The organism is Oligella ureolytica DSM 18253 (assembly GCF_000373745.1).
GTDB classification, from domain to species: Bacteria; Pseudomonadota; Gammaproteobacteria; order Burkholderiales; family Burkholderiaceae_B; genus Oligella; species Oligella ureolytica.
Genome location: NZ_KB892324.1, coordinates 1 through 18,718, shown reverse-complemented (window position 1 = coordinate 18,718; position 18,718 = coordinate 1). Strand labels below are relative to the sequence as shown.

The 18,718-nt window shown below is 45.6% G+C and carries 17 protein-coding genes; 6 read left to right on the top strand and 11 right to left on the bottom strand.

Going from position 1 to position 18,718, the window contains the following annotated elements; translation table 11 throughout:
• The first annotated feature begins 14 nt into the window (after positions 1-14).
• Both B092_RS0110125 and B092_RS0110120 read left to right on the top strand, forming a co-directional pair.
• Positions 15-461, top strand: a complete 447-nt coding sequence (locus B092_RS0110125; protein ID WP_018575124.1) for an HIT family protein — start codon at positions 15-17, stop codon at positions 459-461.
• Positions 462-488: 27 nt separating this feature from the next.
• A complete protein-coding gene (locus B092_RS0110120) occupies positions 489-1,400 on the top strand; it encodes a hydroxymethylglutaryl-CoA lyase (protein WP_018575123.1) in 912 nt (303 codons plus the stop codon).
• A gap of 64 nt (positions 1,401-1,464) precedes the next feature.
• On the opposite strand, the gene dprA is transcribed toward B092_RS0110120, so the two are convergent.
• Positions 1,465-2,376, bottom strand: a complete 912-nt coding sequence (dprA, locus tag B092_RS14195; RefSeq protein ID WP_018575122.1) for a DNA-processing protein DprA — start codon at positions 2,374-2,376, stop codon at positions 1,465-1,467.
• A gap of 146 nt (positions 2,377-2,522) precedes the next feature.
• Here dprA and def point away from each other — a divergent pair, with 146 nt between their 5' ends.
• Positions 2,523-3,047: a peptide deformylase gene (gene def / locus B092_RS0110110; protein ID WP_018575121.1), complete on the top strand. Its 525-nt coding sequence runs from the start codon at positions 2,523-2,525 to the stop codon at positions 3,045-3,047.
• A 93-nt stretch (positions 3,048-3,140) separates the two neighbouring features.
• Here def and B092_RS0110105 read toward each other — a convergent pair whose 3' ends face one another.
• The 7 genes from B092_RS0110105 to B092_RS0110075 all read right to left on the bottom strand — a co-directional run bounded on the left by B092_RS0110105 (position 3,141) and on the right by B092_RS0110075 (position 11,549).
• Positions 3,141-4,439, bottom strand: coding sequence for a phenylacetate--CoA ligase family protein (locus tag B092_RS0110105; protein WP_018575120.1), 1,299 nt, complete (start codon positions 4,437-4,439; stop codon positions 3,141-3,143).
• Positions 4,440-4,453: 14 nt separating this feature from the next.
• Complete coding sequence (locus B092_RS0110100; protein WP_018575119.1) at positions 4,454-5,311, bottom strand: ABC transporter ATP-binding protein; 858 nt, start codon at positions 5,309-5,311, stop codon at positions 4,454-4,456.
• 33 nt (positions 5,312-5,344) lie between these two features.
• The gene (locus B092_RS0110095) at positions 5,345-6,679 is read right to left on the bottom strand and encodes an ABC transporter substrate-binding protein (RefSeq protein WP_018575118.1); all 1,335 of its coding nucleotides are present in this window, start codon (positions 6,677-6,679) and stop codon (positions 5,345-5,347) included.
• 101 nt (positions 6,680-6,780) lie between these two features.
• A complete protein-coding gene (locus B092_RS0110090) occupies positions 6,781-7,845 on the bottom strand; it encodes a branched-chain amino acid ABC transporter permease (protein WP_018575117.1) in 1,065 nt (354 codons plus the stop codon).
• A 23-nt stretch (positions 7,846-7,868) separates the two neighbouring features.
• Positions 7,869-8,798 (bottom strand): branched-chain amino acid ABC transporter permease, encoded by a 930-nt coding sequence (locus B092_RS0110085; protein ID WP_018575116.1) that lies wholly within the window; start codon positions 8,796-8,798, stop codon positions 7,869-7,871.
• 12 nt (positions 8,799-8,810) lie between these two features.
• Positions 8,811-9,599 carry an ABC transporter ATP-binding protein gene (locus B092_RS0110080; protein WP_018575115.1) on the bottom strand — a complete coding sequence of 263 codons (789 nt, stop codon included), beginning with the start codon at positions 9,597-9,599 and terminating at the stop codon, positions 8,811-8,813.
• Between the two features lie 12 nt (positions 9,600-9,611).
• Positions 9,612-11,549 carry an AMP-dependent synthetase/ligase gene (locus B092_RS0110075; RefSeq protein WP_018575114.1) on the bottom strand — a complete coding sequence of 646 codons (1,938 nt, stop codon included), beginning with the start codon at positions 11,547-11,549 and terminating at the stop codon, positions 9,612-9,614.
• A gap of 173 nt (positions 11,550-11,722) precedes the next feature.
• Here B092_RS0110075 and B092_RS0110070 point away from each other — a divergent pair, with 173 nt between their 5' ends.
• Positions 11,723-12,400: a Crp/Fnr family transcriptional regulator gene (locus B092_RS0110070; protein ID WP_018575113.1), complete on the top strand. Its 678-nt coding sequence runs from the start codon at positions 11,723-11,725 to the stop codon at positions 12,398-12,400.
• Between the two features lie 71 nt (positions 12,401-12,471).
• Here the strand turns inward: B092_RS0110070 and B092_RS0110065 are convergent, their stop codons facing one another.
• The 3 genes from B092_RS0110065 to galU all read right to left on the bottom strand — a co-directional run bounded on the left by B092_RS0110065 (position 12,472) and on the right by galU (position 15,659).
• Positions 12,472-13,782, bottom strand: coding sequence for a hemolysin family protein (locus B092_RS0110065; protein WP_018575112.1), 1,311 nt, complete (start codon positions 13,780-13,782; stop codon positions 12,472-12,474).
• Between the two features lie 156 nt (positions 13,783-13,938).
• Positions 13,939-14,808: an acyl-CoA thioesterase gene (locus tag B092_RS0110060; RefSeq protein WP_018575111.1), complete on the bottom strand. Its 870-nt coding sequence runs from the start codon at positions 14,806-14,808 to the stop codon at positions 13,939-13,941.
• Positions 14,809-14,816: 8 nt separating this feature from the next.
• Complete coding sequence (gene galU, locus B092_RS0110055; RefSeq protein WP_018575110.1) at positions 14,817-15,659, bottom strand: UTP--glucose-1-phosphate uridylyltransferase GalU; 843 nt, start codon at positions 15,657-15,659, stop codon at positions 14,817-14,819.
• Between the two features lie 132 nt (positions 15,660-15,791).
• On the opposite strand from galU, the gene pgi reads away from it, so the two are divergent.
• Both pgi and B092_RS0110045 read left to right on the top strand, forming a co-directional pair.
• A complete protein-coding gene (gene pgi / locus B092_RS0110050; RefSeq protein ID WP_018575109.1) occupies positions 15,792-17,366 on the top strand; it encodes a glucose-6-phosphate isomerase in 1,575 nt (524 codons plus the stop codon).
• Positions 17,367-17,378: 12 nt separating this feature from the next.
• Positions 17,379-18,485, top strand: a complete 1,107-nt coding sequence (locus B092_RS0110045) for a glycosyltransferase (RefSeq protein ID WP_018575108.1) — start codon at positions 17,379-17,381, stop codon at positions 18,483-18,485.
• Positions 18,486-18,718 lie beyond the last annotated feature (233 nt).

The following is an 18,718-nucleotide window of genomic DNA, read 5'->3' as shown; positions in this document are numbered from 1 at the left end:
CAGGAAGCGCGTACATGTCCGAGCAACATTGTGTACTGTGCAATGAGGTAGGCGGTCGTTTACTCTGGCAAAACGACTTAGTACGTATTATCAATGCAAATGATACGTACTACCCTGCGTTTACTCGTGTGATATATCAATCACATATTAAGGAAATGAGCGAGCTCAGTCCAACCCAACGCCATGAGCTAATGGACTTCGTGTATTTAGTCGAAGAGGTTCAACGTGAGGTATTGGAACCCGCCAAAATCAACTTAGCCCAATTTGGCACCATGGTTCCACATATGCATTGGCATATTATTCCACGCTTTAAAGATGACCCTCACTATCCGGACGCTATCTGGTCCACGGCTAAATACGAACTTAGCCATCATGCAATAAGTGACTATTTAAACAAACAAAAAAATTTACTCGCTCGATATGAGTCTGTCTTAGTAGATCGTTTAAAATCAGTCTATTAATAATTAATAAATTGGAGTGTAGACAAAATGGATTTCCCAAAAAAGGTGACAATTGTCGAAGTAGGTCCGCGCGATGGCCTACAAAACGAAAAAGAATTTGTAGCAACCGACACTAAGGTTGAATTAGTCAACCGTTTAGTTGAGGCAGGCGCCCCCAAAATTGAGGCAGCTTCTTTCGTCTCCCCTAAATGGGTCCCACAAATGGCGGATGCCACGGAAGTGATGCAAGGGATTGAGCGTAATCCTAAGGTAGTTTACGCCGCCCTCACGCCCAATATCCGAGGCCTTGAAGGCGCCTTAGCCAATGGTGTCAATGAGGTCGTTATTTTTGGTGCAGCAAGTGAAGCTTTCTCCCAAAAAAACATCAATTGCTCTATTGCTGAATCCATTGAACGCTTTCGTGATGTTGCACGCTTAGCCAAAGAAGCAGGCGTACTACTACGAGCAAGTATCAGCACCTCATTTGGCTGCCCCTACCAAGGTGAAGTCAGCGTCGAATCCGTACTGGATATCACTAAGCGTATGCAGGATCTGGGCAGTGACGAAATTGACATTGCCGATACTATCGGTGTTGCTACGGCTGCGCATGTCTATGAAGTGATGAGCAAAGTCACTGAAATTGTCCCCAAAGAAAGAGTTGCCGGTCATTTCCATGATACCTATGGACAAGCCTTAGCCAATATCCTCGCCTCAATGCAAGCAGGAATCAGCATTTTCCACTCATCTGTCGCAGGCTTAGGTGGCTGCCCATACGCTAAGGGGGCTACGGGTAATGTCGCCACCGAAGATGTACTCTATATGCTCCATGGTATGGGGATTGAAACCGGTATGGATTTAGATAAAACAGTACAAATCGGTCAGTGGATCTCTGACATTATTGGTCGCCAAAATGCGAGCAGCGTAGGCCGTGCGATGATCGCCAAGTGTGCTACCAACTAGGCACTCCCTAGGTCTATTACAGGGAGCGCCTCTCTTGGCGCTTCCTGTACTTTTACTGCGATGGCTATGAAGGGATGTCAGCCGCTCTCAACTCCTCTTCAATATCAGCAGCTCTCTCAACCAGCTTCGCCCCCTCACGGATGAGCTGGTGACAACCACGGGCCAACGGCGAATGAATGGAGCCGGGTATAGCGAACACCTCCCGACCATACTCCAAAGCCTGCTTGGCAGTAATTAAGGAACCGCTACGACGAGCTGCTTCAACAACTAGAACTCCCTGACTTACACCGGCAACAATACGGTTACGCTGAGGAAAGTGAAAAGCATTTGCTTGCATACCGATGCCATACTCACTTAATAACAAGCCATTATCACGAATGCGTACGGCTAGCTCTGTATGCTCACCCGGATAGACAATATCCAGCCCTGTCGCCATCACGGCAATTGTTGAATGTGGGTCACCTGATGCCAAAGCGCCTTCGTGCGCAGCCTTGTCAATACCATAGGCTAAACCGCTTACTACCGCCCACCCCTTATTAGCAAAATAGCGCGCAAAAGCACGTGCATTATCATTGCCCCCGGCAGTGGAGTGGCGCGATCCGACAATGGCCAATTTAGGTTTGCTTAAGGTCTCAATTTGCCCGGCATAGTAAAGCAGAAGCGGAGCATCATGCAACTCAAACAACTCACGAGGAAACATCTCGTCCGGCCAGGTCAATATCCCGTGCAAAGGGCTGCTTTGAAGCCACTGCAACGTAAGCTCGATACGAGCCTCTATCTCATCACTCACTGGAGTACTTAACTGTCGAGCTAGTTTAGATGAACAAAAAGACGCTAAAGTAGAATACGAAGCGTCAAAAATCAACTGTGGTAAACCAATCTTACTCAGTAACTCCCGGCCACTGACCGAACCAATGCCCGGCTCCATACTAAAACGTAACCACGCTTTAATTTCCTCAATGTGAATAGCTGACATCCAATATCCTCAAAAAGATCACTCACGCTCATCTACAGCTGTATATATTTTGCCATTATCATTGAAATGATTTCACTACATGGCTCAAAACATCTATCTTAAAATGTTAAAATAGGCGTATCTTAATGATTTTTATATATTAAATAATGGCCTTATTACCTATTCTTAAGTACCCGGATCCTCGCTTACACAAGATTGCTAAGCCGGTTTCGGAAGTTGATGATCGTGTCCGTCAGATCGTCAAAGACATGGCTGAGACCATGTACGATGCTGAGGGCGTTGGTCTAGCCGCCACTCAAGTTGATATTCATGAGCGTATTGTCGTCATCGATGTCTCTGAAGAGCGTGACCAGTTATTAGTTCTGATCAACCCTCAAATTATTGCTCGTAGCGATGAAAAAACAGTCTACGAAGAGGGTTGTTTATCCGTGCCCGGCATTTATGACAAGGTCGAACGCTCTTCTGAAGTGACCATTGAAGCACTTGACGAGCATGGCGAGAAGTTCACACTTGATGCCGATGGTCTATTAGCTATTTGTATTCAACATGAACTTGACCACTTGGTAGGTAAAGTATTTGTAGAGCATCTGTCAAACCTCAAACAAAACCGCATCAGAACCAAGCTTAAAAAAGCAGAACGTGAAGCAATTAAAGAAACACAACGAGTGTAATCGCTTCAACACAAGATAGCTTCAGTGCGGTCCACAAACACATGGCAAGAAAGTAAATTTCTTGCCATGTGTCGTTTAACTGCATTGAACTACCTATTCGTAATCCCTACTATCTTGAATCACTGTCCCATCATTTGGCAAAGAGCCAACCGGCACAACCTCAATGGCAACACGCAGTTTGACTACTTCGCGAGCAACTGTTGCTGCTTTAGCAAGCCAAGCCTCATCTGCATTGTCCGCACGCTCAAGCTGAAGCGTGAGATTGTCACTACCCACCTTGCCATCGGCAATCATGCGCGCTTTAACTACTCCATCTAAGCGCTTACTGAGTTCGGCCACCTGCTCCGGATGGACAAACATACCTCGCACCTTGACGCTCTGGTCGGCTCGACCCATCCAGCCTTTGATACGAATATTAGTCCGCCCACATGGCGAAGGCCCACTGAGAATCATCGACATATCACCGGTCCCAAAACGCAACAGAGGATAGTCCGGATTGAGCGTTGTGACAACGAGTTCACCAACCTCACCAACGGCGACTGCTTCATTCGTACCCGGGCGTACAATTTCGACAATAATATCTTCACTGACCACTAGACCATCACGCGCATTTGTTTCATAAGCTATTAATCCTAAATCCGCCGTACCATAACACTGATAACCATCAATCCCCCTTTCCGCAAGCCACGCTTGCATCGTCGGGGTAACTGCCTCCCCGGTTAAGACCGCATACTTCAGACTATCTATCTTCTCACCTAACTCCTCTGCCTTTTCAAGAATAATTTTTAAAAAACTGGGGGTCCCGGTATAGGCCTGTGGCCGTAGATCCAGCATTGTTCTCACCTGCAGCTCGGTCTGCCCGATCCCACCCGGAAATACAGAGCAACCAAGGGCTAATGCACCACTTTCAAGCATATTACCGGCGGGGGTAAAATGATAAGAAAAACAATTATGTACCAACATAGTTGGTCGTATCCCGGCAGCATATAGGGCTTGAGCCATACGCCAATAGTCAGGGCGATTCGTATCTAGCTCATAAATCGGACCGGGTGAAGCATACACTCGTGCGACCTGCCCCCAAGAAATATCGGTAAAACCACCAAATACACCCGTCCCAACTTCCTCAGCACCACGCAATTTATGTTGTTGGCACATTAAAGTAGACTTTCGAACAACCGGGATTGCCGCTAAATCCTCTCGCGACTGTATCTGACTAATATCGATACCGTCGAGCTGTTCAGCCAAACGCGGCGTGGTTGATATTAACGCACGCAGATTATGGCGTAGTTGAGCAAACAGCTCAAACTCTCTTTCTTCCTCTGTTCTTATTTCACGTGTGCTGTAATAGGGCGAAGCACTTTCTTTGTTGCGTTGCCTAACTGTACTATCCATATATCGCCCCTCCTTTAGGCTAACCAGCGTTTACGTCGGCGATAAAACTTGCCCTCGCGAAAACTCTTGCGATCACCACTCTCAATACCTAGATAGAATTCTTTTACGTCATCATTATTTAAAAGCTCTTCTGCTGACCCATCGAGCATCACCCGGCCACTCTCCAAGATATAGCCATAATCTGAGTAACGTAGTGCCACATTCGTGTTTTGTTCAGCTAATAAAAAACTTACCCCCTCGCGCGTATTTAAATCCCGAACGATTTCAAAAATCTCAACAACAATTTGTGGTGCTAAACCCATCGAAGGTTCATCTAATAAAATCATCTCCGGATTGGCCATCAGCGCTCGCCCAATCGCTGCCATTTGCTGCTCACCGCCAGAGGTATAGCCGGCTTGACTGGCTCGCCGTGTCTTAAGTCGGGGGAAATATTGATACACCATCTCTAGACTGGCATCTAAATCACCCCGACTCATGTTGCGAGTATACGCACCGGTTAGTAGATTTTCTTCAATGGTTAAATGCTCAAAGCAGTGACGCCCTTCCATCACCTGAATAACCCCACGCTTGACCAAATCAGCGGGGGTTAAATTTTGGATTTCTTCACCCTTATAAGTGATGCTACCCTTGGTGACCTCTCCGCGTTCACTTTTTAACAAGTTGGAGATCGCACGCAAAGTAGTCGTTTTACCGGCACCGTTAGCACCCAGTAAAGCCACTATTTTCCCTTTGGGTACAGCGAGAGAAACCCCTCTCAACACCAAAATAACGTGGTTATAAATAACCTCGATGCCGTTAACATCCAATATGATGTCATTTTCAGGTACTACCGCAACGGTCTTTTGGCTCTCTTGTATTACTTGGCTTTGCATAACAACCTCCAACTACTGTTAACTAACGTTAAATTACTCTACGGTAGAGCAATCACGAGGAGTCATGCCTTTAGCGGCAGCATACTTCTCGGCTTCTTCTTTTACGATTGGCGCAACAAACTCCTGATCTGCTTGCATCCAATCAGAGATAACATCCCACTCTGAACCGTTCCATTGTGCAATGCGAGCCCAGTCACCACCCACGTGATCTTCACATGTCGTATGCACCGGACGCACCATACCCGCCATACCGGTTTCTTCTAAGCGCGCATCATCAATATTGAGGTTTTCAAAACCCCAACGAATCTGCTCCGGCGTCATATGCTGACCGACACCGTACTTTTCTTGAGCCGTACGGATAGCTTCTGTTGTTAGAAAAGAAATCATCATGCCTCGGTTATAAGCAATGGTGCCATAGGTATCATTACCTTTGCCCACGCCCTTACCCTTAGCATAAACCTCATCTTCTAGCAGTTTATATACCCCAAAATCCTTACCCACGGAGTTGTGTAAGGTGATGGTCTTATAGCCTTTTGCCACTTGAGCAATGTCTTTGACGTCATTTTCAGAACCGGCCCACCAAATAGCAATGATTTTGTCACGTGGATAACCTGTTGCTTGAGCCTCACGAATAGCGGTCGGCGTCATCACACCCGCACTCCATAGGATCACATGATCGGGACGACGTTGACGAATCTGCAACCACGTTGACTTTTGCTCAACGCCCGGGGCAGTGACCGGGTAAAGCTGTAATTCAAAGCCATGAGCTTCAGCACGCTTTTGTAATAAAAGAATCGGCTCTTTACCATAAGGTGAGTCATGATAAACAAGTGCAATTTTCTTACCTTTTAAGCCATCGAGTCCGCCCATACCCTCAGCAATATGCTGAATCGCGACATCAGCAGCAGTCCAGTAGTGGCCTAATAATGGGAAGTTCCACTCAAAGTAGGCTCCGGCGGCTGACTGTGAAAGCCCATAGCCAGTCGTTTGCACAACCACCTTGTCATCAGGCGCTCTATCTGTTACGGCGAAGGTAATACCGGTTGACTGTGTATCGAAAGCAGCGGCACCGCCATGAGCATGCTTCATACGCTCATAGCACTCCACACCACGGTCTGTGGCGTATGCTGTTTCACACTCCTCAAAGCGAATCTTTACGCCATTGATACCGCCTTGTGCATTGACCAATTCAAGGTAGTCAATTTTACCGTCACCCCAAGCAATCCCCAAAGGCGCAAAGGAACCGGTACGGTAAGTCAGCAGCGGCACATATTGCTCTGCAGTTTGCGCTTTAAGGGCGGCATTGACACCGAAAGTACCCGCAACCAGCATAGAGGCAGCTAATGTTTTTACAATAGTTTTCTTCATCTTTGTCTCCTATCAATGAAGTCATTGTTTTAATAAGATATATCTCTTTTTTAGTTTTAATTTCGCTCTTCTTAACGTAGCTGTTTATCACTTTTTTGCGATTAGTGTGGGAATGGCCAGATTCTTAGTTTTTCTCGTGCAATCGCCCATAATCTAGCTAATCCATGAGGTTCCACAATCAGGAAAAACACGATTAACGAACCAAAAATCATGTGTTCAATATGTGCTGCTGTATCGACCGGAATATTTAGGCCAAATAGTTCAGGCACTCGCGCTAAGAAAATCGGTAACAACACAATAAACGCAGCACCAAAGAAGCTACCTGAAATCGAACCCAGACCACCAATAATCACCATGAATAAAAGCTGTAGTGAACGATTCAAGTCAAACGCTAACGGCTCCCAAGAACCTAAGTGGATATAGCCCCACAAACCGCCGGCAATACCGATAATGAAAGAGCTCACAGCAAATGCACTTAACTTAGCGTACATCGGACGAATACCAATCACAGAGGCAGCAACGTCCATATCACGAATCGCCATCCATTCACGACCAATCGCACCACGCACTAAGTTTTTAACTAATATGGCTAAGGCGATAACAATCAACAAAACAAAAATGTACTTTTGTATTGGCGTTTGCACCGGTAAGCCAAAAAAGTCTAAACGACCCACAGACACGCTGCCCGATGCTGAGTAATTAGTGAAGAAAGGGATTCTTAAGAACAACCAATCAACAAAAAACTGTGCTGCAAGGGTCGCAACTGCCAAATAAAGACCACGGATTCTTAAGCTCGGAATACCGAACAGAATACCGAACAGCATTGCCCCAAAACCACCAATCAATAGTTGGACAATCAAGGGAAGCTCCGGAATCCGTACACCAAAGTTCCAAGCTACATAGGCACCCACTGCCATAAATGCGCCACTACCTAAAGAAATCTGTCCACAGTAACCAACGAGGACATTTAATCCAATGGCTGCTAATGACAAAATTAAAAAAGGAATTAAAATCGCACTTAAGAAATAATTCGAAGCAAATAGCGGCACAATGATTAGAGCAAAGGCAATGATTAACAAAATCGCAATGCGGTCCTGTCGAATCGGAAAAATCTGCTGATCTGCTCTATAACTGGTTTTAAACTGACCATTTTCACGGTAAAACATGTTGTATACTCCTTAGGCCCTAACTAAACACGGTCGATAATTTTTTCGCCAAATAACCCTTGTGGTCTAAATAACAAGAACACTAAAGCGAGTACGTAAGCGAACCAATTTTCGATACCACCACCCAAGAAGGGACCTAAATAAGCTTCTGAAAGCTTCTCACCGACACCAATAATTAAACCGGCAACAATCGCTCCCGGAACAGAGGTTAAACCGCCCAAGATAACGACCGGCAACGCGCGTAACGCGGCTGTTGACAGCGTGAAGGACACACCGAACTTGGACCCCCAGATAATACCTGCCACGAGCGCAACCAGTCCGGCAACGGCCCATACAATGATCCAAATTCTATTTAATGGAATACCGATAGATTGAGCCGCTTGATGATCGTCTGCGACGGCACGCAACGCACGACCGGTCGGTGTAAATTGGAAGAATAAAGCTAAGACCGCCACTAAAGCCGCAGCAATCACAGCGGCAGTCAAGTCTTCGAGACTCAATAATATACCGCCCTCAAACACCTGGTCCAAGACAAACAAAGGATCTTTGGGCATACCCACATCAATGGTATACATCGCACTACCGAAGAGAGTTTGACCAAAACCATCTAAGAAATAACTAATCCCTAAGGTCGCCATCAACAAAGTCGTTGCTTCCTGATTAACCAAGTGTCGCAACACCAACCGTTCAATAGCAATCGCAAAGATAATCATCAAGATGGCGCTGATGATAAAGGCTAAGACATTAGCCAGAATCAGACTCTCAAAACCCAGCCATTGTGGTAACCAAGCTGAAAAACGCGCCATTGATAAGGCAGCGACCAACACCATGGCCCCTTGGGCGAAGTTAAATACACCGGAGGCCTTAAAAATAAGAACAAAGCCTAAACCGATTAAGGCGTACATCATGCCACTCATGAGGCCGCCAAACAGAGTTTCTAATAAATAAGACATGTTGGCTCCTCCCTACGCTTCTGCACCAAGATAAGCACGAATAACTTCCTCGTTATTGCGTACCTCGCTAGGCGTACCGTCACCGATTTTCTTACCGTAGTCCAGAACGACCACACGATCAGAAATATCCATCACAACACCCATGTCATGCTCAATTAAGACAATGGTCGTACCGAATTCATCATTGACGTCAAGAATAAAACGCGACATATCCTGTTTTTCCTCAATGTTCATACCTGCCATCGGTTCGTCCAATAGTAGGAGTCTTGGCTCCATTGCTAAGGCACGACCCAAGTCAACACGCTTCTGTAAACCATAAGGTAAGCGCCCGACAGGCACCTTGCGATAGGCCTGAATCTCTAAGAAATCAATGATATTTTCAACAAATTCACGATGCTGAGTTTCTTCTTTTTCAGCGCCAAAAATGCGGAACGCCTGAGAAAGAATATTGCTTTTTATACGTAGGTTACGGCCTGTCATGATGTTATCCAACACACTCATGCCCTTAAACAAGGCCAAGTTTTGGAAAGTTCGACCGATACCTCTAGTGGCCGCACGACGCGGCGTCATTTTTTCGAAAACCACACCGTCCAGTGTGATTTTGCCCTCTTGAGGTGTATACACCCCATTAATCACGTTAAGCATCGAACTCTTACCGGCACCATTAGGACCGATAATCGCGCGGATCTCATGCTCTCTAATATCAAAAGAAATATTTGTTAGCGCTTTTACCCCACCAAAAGAAAGCGAAATGCTATCTAGGTCTAGGATAACCTCACCAATGTTACGCTGATGCTGCATTTTATCGCTCCCTTATACTGCAACCACTTTGGCTGATTCAATCTTAAGATCAGCACTGATTTTACCGATGCGACCATCTTCATAACGCACTTCAGTTTCGATGTATTGGCTGGGTTTGCCCTCAAAAAGAGCATCAATTAATACACCATACTTTTCAACAATGAAGTTACGACGCACCTTACGTGTACGTGTTAATTCACCGTCATCGGGATCCAGTTCTTTATGTAAAATTAAGAAACGATGAAGTTGTAAACCGGATAATTGCTCGTCTCTCGCGACATCTGCATTGGCCTCTTCAACGCACTCTTTGATCAATGCATAAACCTCTTTTTTAGAGGCCAAATCGGTATAACCTGCATAGGCTAAACTACGACGCTCAGCCCAGTTAGCTACCGCTTCTAAGTCGATATTAATGAAGCCGGTGCAGTAGTCTTTATTGGCCCCAAAAACAACCGCTTCTTTAATAAATGGGAAAAACTTAAGCTTATTTTCCATATACTTCGGCGCAAACATACGACCATCGTTGAGTTTGCCAACATCCTTGGCACGGTCAATAATTTTTAATTGACCATCTTCAGTCAAAATACCTGCGTCACCTGTGTGATACCAACCATCCTCGGTAAAGGACTCGGCGGTTGACTCAGGGTTTTTGTAGTACTCACGGAATAAACCGGGGCTTTTAATCTGTAGCTCACCACTCTCAACGATACGCAACTCGACACCTTCACATGCCGGACCTACGGTATCTGCCTCGACGTGACCATCTTTTTGCACACAGACAAACACGGATGTTTCAGTTGAACCATAAAGCTGCTTTAAATTGACCCCGATCGAACGATAAAAACGGAAAAGATCGGGACCAATCGCCTCACCCGCCGTATACGCTACCTTGATACGATTCATTCCAAGTGCATTACGTAACGGTGCATAAATAAAGAAGTTGCCCAATCCATATAACAGGCGGTCTTTGAATCCTACCGATTCCTTATCGAAAATACGCAGACCGGTTTTGGTGGCGACGCCCATAAAGTATTTGTACAACCACTTTTTAAAGCGACCCGCATCTTCCATGCGAATACTGACAGTCGTCAAGAGCTCTTCTAAGACACGCGGTGGTGAAAAATAATAGGTCGGACCCACATCGTGCATATCGATAGACACCGTCTCCGGCGACTCGGGATGATTCACCGTAAAGCCGGTCACCAAGAACTGGGTATAAGAGAACATATTTTGACCAATCCACGCAGGTGGTAGATAAGCTAGCACATCCTCTTTTGCTGTTAAGTTTTCTAAACGCTCAATCACTGCGGCACGATCAATCAGCGCATGATGAGTCAACACCACACCCTTAGGATTGCCGGTCGTACCTGAGGTATAAAACATAGCTGCCGTATCATCGGCACGTATGGACTCCACGTGCTGCATAAATAGATCAGGGTGCTGTTGGCGGTGAGCTTTACCTTGCGCTAAGAAGTCGGTATATGCTGTCAATATATCTTCGCTGTAATTACGCATACCGCGAGGATCATCGTAAATAACATGGCGTAAAAGAGGTAACTGCTCCTGCACTTCCAGCATCTTATCTGCCTGCTCCTGATCCTCCACTACCACAACACTGACTTCCGCATCCTTGAGGACATAAACCATCTCTTGTGCCACGGCATCCTGATACATAGGTACCGGAATAGCGCCTAAACTCTGTGCTGCCATCATGCTCATGTACAGACGAGGACGATTTTCACCGACGATCGCAACGTGCTGACCTCTTTGAACACCAAGGGTAATAAAACCATGAGCGAGACTTTGCACTTCATCAGCCATCTCCGCCCAAGAGATGGTCTGCCAAATACCTAAGTCCTTCTCGCGCATAGCCGGCTGCGTAGGACGCTCCTTGGCATGCTTTAAAAGCAACTTGGCAAAAGTATCTGCCGTATTTTGCTGAGTGACCATATCTAATTGTCTCCTTAATATGGTGCTTTTAATTATTTTAAATGTGCTAATTATGGCTTAGACACACGATTAAAAATTTACTATTTGTAATAATCACATTGAAAATATATGCTTTTAAATGTAATCTAATTGTTCCCATAGTGACATTTAACCAGATTTTAGGGAAAGTACTGATGCTTAAAACACGTCTATCTACGACTCCTTGGTTCACCATTTTGACTGCTGAACAGCAGCAGCGCGTCATTGATGAGACTCTTTTACAAGAGCACCCATCAGGGTCATTCATTGCAAGAAAGGGTGACCCATCACGCCATTGGATTGGTGTTATCGAAGGGTTAGTACGTATCTCCGTTGGCACCGCCGACGGCAAACTGGCTTCCTTAACCGGCGTACCGCCGGGAGGTTGGGTAGGTGAAGGCGCTTTATTGAAACATGAGCCCAGACGCTATGATTTGGTCACATTACGTGACAGCCAAATCGCTAAAATGCCGGTGGATACTTTTTTCTGGCTATTGGACAATAGCATTACCTTCAACCGCTTCTTATTAGATCAATTCAATCACCGGATGGGGCAGTTTATCGGTCGTATTGAGTCTGATCGCTTGTTTAATGCCGACATTCGAGTGGCTCGTTGCATTGCCGAATTGGTACGTATGCCCAACTACGCTGATGATAACTATAATCGCCAATTAAATATCACCCAAGAAGAAATCGGTTATTTAGCACGCGTTTCCAGACAGCGCACTAACGGTGCACTAAAAAAACTGACCGCTGCGGGTTTTATCGAATTGCAATATCGCAGTGTGGTAATTAATGATTTACACGGCTTAGAATCATTAGAAGAAATATAAAAAAAGCCTACGTACGCACCAATGTCATTGGTCTGCATAACGTAGGCTTTTAAAGCTAAACCTGAGATGTGCTACGCCTCGTCGGTCGTGCTCTCAGCGTATTCAGGGCCTCTGACTAACAACCGGTCAATACGATATTTGTCCATATCGACAACTTCAAAATAGAAGCCGCTCCATTCGAGACTCTCAGCTTCTGAAGGGATTCGACCCAACTGATTGAGAATAAATCCGGCCAAGGTATGGTAATTATCCTCATGATCCGGGAATTTTAAATCCACTTGAAACAGCTCATTAAAACGGTCAAGAGTCACTCCGCCATCGATCAGCCACGAGCCGTCCTTACGCTGCACAATTTCAAGCTCTCCGTCATCATGCATAGGAATCTTATAGCCAACCAGGACCTTAAGCACATCACGCAAAGTCACTAAGCCCTCGACCTCGCCATACTCATTAATAACGATCAGCATCTCCGAACGATACTCCTGAAATGACTCCAGAATATCCATGGCAGAGTTGGTTTCAGGAACGAAACGGGCGGGTGTCACCAGTGCCCGGATATCGATCGCCTGACCGCGGATTTGCTGCTCGAAAAGTGTACCGGCATCAATCACGCCAATGATATTATCCAACCCACCATCACAAACCGGAAAACGCGAATAACTGCTATCCGCGATGTAGAGCAAGGTCTCATTAAGCGGGTTTTGTAAATCAATATAAGCAATATCATTGCGCGGCGTCATGATGGTCAGCGCACTTTGATCATCCAAGCTAAGCGCACGAGTAACAATATCATGCTCTGTCTTTTCAAATAGACCGGCGGTCGCGCCCTCTTTTAAAATACCGCTGATATCCTCTTCGGTCAGCTGGTCATCTTTGCTGTCGACACGTAAGACTCGTAAGACCAAATCCGTCACCACGGATAAAACCCACACAAAAGGTGCCATCACTTTGGATAGAATAGTCATCGGGCGGGCAACAAAGGTGGCAATGCCCTCAGCGTGATTCATGGCCACACGCTTTGGCACTAACTCACCAAAAATCAAGGAAAAGAAAGTGATACCCAACACGACCAAAGACATGGCTACGGCTCTAGCGGTTTGCTCGCTAAGGCCTATCCCCTCGAACACCGGGGCTAAATGAGTAACAATCGATGCCTCACCAAAGGCACCCATAAAGATGCCGATTAGCGTGATACCAATCTGGATGGTAGATAGAGAACGACTGGGATTATCTACTAAAATAAGGGCGGCAGCCGCAGATGCATCACCTTGATCTGCTTGCTGCTGTAAGCGCATGCGCTTTGCTGATACAAGGGCAATTTCGGACATGGCAAAAACGCCATTGACCAAAATTAAAAATAAAATAATCAGAACACCGATCATACGTGTTTAAGCTAAACCTCCAAGCGGAAACTTTTGACAAGTACCTAAGTTTGTCTTTAAAAATAAGCTTAGGTAAAAAAACGTTAAGTACAATGTAAATAGCTTAATGGAATTAGACGGATGAGTCTAGCAAAATTAAATGACAATTCTGTGAACTCACTTAATTATCCGCTGCCTCATTAGCCCCTCTTGGGCTGCACTGGAAATTAATTCGCCTGCCTGATTAAAGAACGTACCATGCACTAAACCGCGTGCAGCCTGAGCAGAAGTGGACTCAGCGACATACAGCACCCACTCATTCATATTGATAGGACGATGAAACCATTGTGCATGATCGAGACTTGCCATTTGCATATCCGGGTCAAAATGTCGACGAGCATGTGGCAATAATGCCGTACTCATTAGATAAAAATCTGAGACATAGGCCAACATGCCCTGATGTAAACGCTGATCGTCCGGCATCACGCCATTGGTTCTAATCCAATACATCGTTTTAGGCTCATGATGACCAAGCTCCAACTGCAACTCCGGATGTACTAAACGCACCTCCAGCGGTCGCTCACGCTTGAGGCGGGCATTCCACTTGGTCACACCGATTTTTTCGACTAATTCCTGCTGTATATCCTGCTCTAAGACACAGTCCTCAGGTGCAGGAGCCGCCGGCATCATCACTTGATGCTCTAAACCGCTTTCTATTGTCTGATAGCTGCAGGACAACGTAAAAATAAACTTACCTTGCTGACTGGCGCTCACCCGACGCACAGAAAAACTGCCACCATCGCGGATATTTTCGACAACATACTCAATAGGTAATGAAGCATCGGCTGCTCGCACAAAGTAAGCGTGCATCGAATGCGCAAAGCGATCATCCGGCGTCGTGTAATTAGCTGCCATCAATGCCTGACCCAAGACCTGACCACCAAAGACTCGACCCGAAAGAAAGATATCTGTACTACGACCTACGTAGCGCATCTCATCGACCTGCTCAAGTGCAAGTTGAGAAATCAAACGATCTAAAATACTCATCCTAATAGCTAGTCTTCAAACGTTAGTCCGTGATACTTTTGACCTAAAGCAATATTGGCTCGGAAGAAACCCTCTTTGGAGCCACAGTCATAACGTACGCCATCATAATCAAAACCAAAGACCTTACGACTTTGCAACATTGCTGCAATTCCGTCGGTTAACTGTATTTCATTACCGGCACCCTTTTGAGTGTGTCTCAGATGCTCAAAGATCTCCGGCTCTAAAATATAACGCCCCACAACTGCAGAGGTAGATGGTGCATCTTCAGGTGCAGGTTTTTCGACAATCTGCTCCACTCGCCGTACGCTATCGCCAACCAATGGACCGGCAATAATACCGTACTTTTTAGTGTCCTCTCGTGGCACCACTTGGGTGCCTAAAACACTACCACCAAAAGCATGAGCCACATCAATTAATTGCTGTGTTACCGGTACATCGGCATCAATCAAGTCATCGGCCAGCAATACCGCAAATGGTTCATTACCCACGACCGGCTCTGCGCACAATACTGCATGCCCTAAACCCAGAGGTGCTGGCTGACGGATATAAATACAATTCACATTACTTGGTAAAATACCGCGAACAATTCCAAGTAACTCCTCTTTACCCTTTTGCTCCAACTCGTGTTCAAGCTCAGGCATATAGTCAAAATGGTCCTCAATGGAACGCTTATGACGGCCTGTAATAAAGATTAAATCAGTAATACCTGACTTAACTGCTTCTTCTACCGCATATTGAATCAAAGGTTTATCCACAACTGGCAACATTTCTTTTGGCATAGCCTTAGTTGCTGGCAAGAAGCGGGTACCTAACCCGGCGACAGGAAATACGGCTTTACGAACAGGGTTCATTTTTATCCTTTAAAATATCAATGTACTTATCAAATCCGCTAATTTAACTTTTAATTCTCGGATTATAATATAAAATCAGAGAACATTAAGTAAAGCTATTTACCCTCAATTAACCCGGTACTAAAACTTTTTATGAAGCACGATGTATTAAAACAGCTTGAGCCTTTGGACCAACTGCCTCAATGGGAGCAGTTTAAACAATCCGTCTTAAGTGCCAAGATTAACTGTGAGCAGACTGTAATTCTCGATGCCGCAGGCTTAAGTATTGATCTAAGCGCGCAACGTAGCTCTACCGAGTTAAACCAGGCTGGTCAAGACTTGCTAAAAGCCAGACAGCTAAACACCTTAAGACAAGCTTTATTTGACGGCGAACATCTTAACACCACTGAGGACCGAGCAGCTTGGCATACTATGTTGCGCCAACCACAACCCTTGAATGAGGTACAAAGTGAGCGTCTACGCGTGCTGGAACTAGTGCGTCGCGTAGATAACGATCGCCGCTGGCGCAATATTGTCCATATTGGCATAGGTGGTAGTGATTGGGGCGTACGCTTAGCCACTCAAGCTTTTGGTTATGCTGGTTCGTGGCGTCAAATCCGTTTTGTATCCAATATTGATGGCCACGCAATCGAAGGTGGATTGGCAGGCCTAGACCCCCACGATACACTAGTAGTTGTCGCTACTAAATCTTTCCGTACCGCTGAAACCATGGAAAATGCCGCTCGCGCTCGTGAATGGTTTGAAGCAGCAGGAGTCAATGCCGGCAACAATATGATTGCCGTAACTGCCAATCCTGAGGTAGCAGAGGCTTCGGGCATTCCCAGACACAATGTTTACCGCTTCTGGGATTGGGTTGGTGGTCGTTTTTCACTTTGGTCAGCTGTCGGCGTAGCTGCCGGCTTAACCGTAGGCTCAAGCGTATTGGCCGGACTACAAAGTGGCGCTCATGCGATGGACCGACATTTCCTCAATGCACCGTTTGAAGAAAATGCGCCAATTCAATTAGCTTTAGCAGAGTTAGCCAATCGAAGCGTGCTTGGCTATGGTTCTCGCAACTTAGCAGTTTATGATTCCAGACTTAGCTATTTAATCCCCTATCTACAACAATTAGAGATGGAGTCGCTAGGCAAATCCGTCGACCACCAAGGTAGAGACATCAAAGTTCCAACGGGTCCTGTAGTTTGGGGTATGCCTGGCACCGACGCACAACACACTTTCTTCCAATGGCTGCACCAAAGTAGCGAAGGTTCACCGGTCGATTTTATCGTTTGTAAAGAAGCCGATCACCAGTGGCAGCAGCACCATAAAAAGCTATTAGCCCATTGTTTAGCTCAACGCCAAGCTTTGTTACACGGCAAATCAACTACTCAGGCAGAAAATGAAAATCTAAGTAAGGGCATGGAGCCTGATAAAGCTCGCTGGTTAGCCCAACATCGCAAGCAACCCGGTGGTAGACCCTCCAACCTGATTGTCTTGCCCCAATTAACACCCTTCTCTCTTGGCGCACTTCTTGCCATGTACGAACATAAAGTCTTTGTAGAAGCAGTAGTTTGGGGGCTTAACCCTTTTGACCAATGGGGTGTGGAATTAGGTAAGGTCCTGGCGGATGATATTTATGAGCTTTTAAGTGTTGGAAAGACTAAACAAGAAAAACACGTAAATCTGGACCAATCCACCCAGTATTGGATCAATCAGTTTAAAGCTTAAAAAGGAAATTTTATGTCTTCACAACGACCCCTGAAAATTCTTTTTACAGAGCATGCCAATGCCTACGGCGGCCAAGAGCGTTACATTCATCGACTCATGTTAAAGTTGCGTGAAAACGGGCATCATGTAGAAGCTTTATGTATGCCGAACGCAGAATTGGTTAGTCACTTAAGAGATGACGGTTTCGAAGTTCATACCGTTGATATCCGCAAGGGCATACGCGGTTGGCCGGCCGTTTTCTCAATGAGAAAATTAATGCGTAACAAAGCTTATGATGTGGTCAACACCAATAGTCGTCAAGACACGATCCTCGCAGGCCTAGCGGCACGTTTAGCGAGGATACCGCTAATTGTACGGACACGTCACTTAGCCAAGCCTATCGGTTCTTTGCTTTCCTACAACATCATTCCGCATCGAGTAATCACGCCAAGTCAGTTCGTACGACAAATGCTAATCAATAAAGGCGTTATGCCTGAGCACATTGACGTAATCGGCCCTCCGGTCAATTTACCTAAGCCATTACCTGAGCCAATACTACGTAAAGAACTAAACTTAGATAAATCCGCCATTATTGTGGGCAGCGTGGCTGTTCTTCGCAAAGAAAAGCACATGGATGAGCTAATTGAAGCCATGGCGCCCTTAATTAAACAGCATCGACTATTACACTTAGTCATCGTTGGTGATGGTCAAGCCTTAAACAATTTAAAACAACAAGTTCAAGACTTAGATATAGACGCACAAGTGCATTTACTCGGTCGGCGCAATGATGTCCCTGCTCTGCTGGGTGATTTTGATGTTTTTGCACTCGCCTCGCACACTGAAGCGTCTGGTACGGTTTTTGCTGAAGCCGGTGCAGCTAAGCTGCCAACAGTAGGCTATGAGGTAACCGGTATTCCTGAAATGATTAAACCAGGAGTCAGTGGCTTTTTAGTACCTTTACAGGATATTTCAGCCTTTAGAAAGGCGTTAGAGAAACTCATCACCTCTCCCGAACTCAGATCACAAATGGGTGAGGCGGGTTATCAATTTGTTATCGATGATGAACGATTTACCTTGGATAAAGTTGGGAAACTAACAATTAACAGCTACAGACGCTGGCTGGAGCAACTTATCAAATGAACTTAGTGGAACCCTCTGTACCGGTCCTAATGTATCACCATATAAGAGACTATAAAATCCTTTGTGTAAATGTCGATATTTAATTAATCTTATAACCTATAGATAGGATGAGAGTATTGACATGGATAACGACAAAATAACTGAATTAGCTCAAGCCATCGTAAAAGAAAAGATGACGCCTGAGGAGATGGATAAGGTCTTTCAGTCCTTGCGTAAGCAAGTGATTGAAAGTG